Raw genomic sequence first — 1302 nt, 5'->3', positions numbered from 1 at the left:
GTCGAAGGGCAGACCGGAGACGCCCCAGACCTGTAGAAACGGCGCTGTCACGTTGTGGTGGACGTCGCGTAAGGTGACGCGATGAAGAAATCGAAAACGCTCTATCATGGTCACCGCTTTCCGGCTGCTGTTATTAGCTGCGCCGTGCGCTGGTATTTTCGCTTCCAACTGAGCCTTCGCGATATCAACGAGTTACTGTTCGAGCGCGGGGTTGTCATCAGTTACGAAACGATTCGGCGCTGGTGCGACAAGTTTGGCGCGGGCTTTGCCCATCGCGTTAAGGCTGCTCGCCGCAAGCCCGGCACCACATGGCATCTGGACGAAGTGTTTGTGACATTGCGCGGCGAGCCTTATCTGCTGTGGCGAGCAGTCGATCAGGGTTCTGGTGAAAATAGGTAAGTCGGTTTAGAAAATCCATATTGGTAGGATGCCTTATCGATTGGACAGGGCGCCATTCCATACGGCGAGCGCGGCGGTATCCTTGAGGCCGAGCTTCGCGAGATCGAACTATCCATTGCGAATACGATGCATCAATTCAATTCCTGAAATCGTGGCCGCAGCACTTTTGAACCGCTTGAAGCCGACTATCGCGTTCGTTCTGGACTTGATGTTTCGATGGCTCGAACACGCTGGCGAGCATGCCGTTGTAGCGAAGCAGCAGTTCGTCAGAAATCGCTTTGCGGAGCGGGACGACTTCGTCGCGGTAGTGCTCGGCTATGTCGTAGTCGGTCACATAGGCCAAATACGATTCGCGAACTTCGGACCGCGTGTTAATCGCGGTCTCGGCGACGCGATTGACCGACTGCATATAAATCGCTTTCGCGCGCGCCACGTTCGAGCCGCCCCAGTTGAAAATGGGAATCTCGACGCTGATTTCGTAGCCCTGTTCGTGGCCATCGGACATCGTAAAATTGTTCTGATACCCGAGGTCCAGCGCGTTGATGAACCGCGTCGCTTTGCTAAGACCCAACGAGGACCCGACGCTTTGCGTCTGCACTCGCGCCGCCTGGATGTCCAGCCGGTTCTGCATCGGGAAGGTTTCAAGGTCGTGCAACTCGGGCCGGTCCTTGGGGATGTCCGGAAGACGGTCGGGCAGCCTGTACTGCGTTTCCGCCCCCCCATAGGCCCATCGTGCGAGTAAGCTTCTCTTGGGCAGCGAAGGACTGCTGGCGCGTCTTTGCGAGTTGAGCGACCGAATCAGCGTAGAAAGCCTGCTCACGCGCGTAGTCGAGCTTGCTGAAATTGCCCGCTTGCTGCATCCGCAGCGCGAGTTCGGCGCCGGCTTCGGCGGAATCCTTCACC

Annotated in this window: 3 pseudogenes; 1 reads left to right on the top strand and 2 read right to left on the bottom strand. The window is 57.4% G+C overall.

What is annotated here, in order from left to right:
- Positions 1 to 81: 81 nt before the first annotated feature.
- Positions 82 to 390, top strand: a pseudogene (locus tag AWB67_RS37985) (transposase family protein); the annotation flags it as partial.
- 42 nt (positions 391 to 432) lie between these two features.
- Here AWB67_RS37985 and AWB67_RS43835 read toward each other — a convergent pair.
- Both AWB67_RS43835 and AWB67_RS37980 read right to left on the bottom strand, forming a co-directional pair.
- A pseudogene (locus AWB67_RS43835) lies at positions 433 to 618 on the bottom strand (IS6 family transposase); the annotation flags it as partial.
- 1 nt (position 619) lies between these two features.
- Positions 620 to 1302, bottom strand: a pseudogene (locus tag AWB67_RS37980) (TolC family protein); the annotation flags it as partial.

Source organism: Caballeronia terrestris (genome assembly GCF_001544515.1).
Lineage (GTDB): Bacteria > Pseudomonadota > Gammaproteobacteria > Burkholderiales > Burkholderiaceae > Caballeronia > Caballeronia terrestris.
Note: the sequence above shows the minus strand (reverse complement) of the source record. Positions and strands in the feature narration are given on the sequence as shown.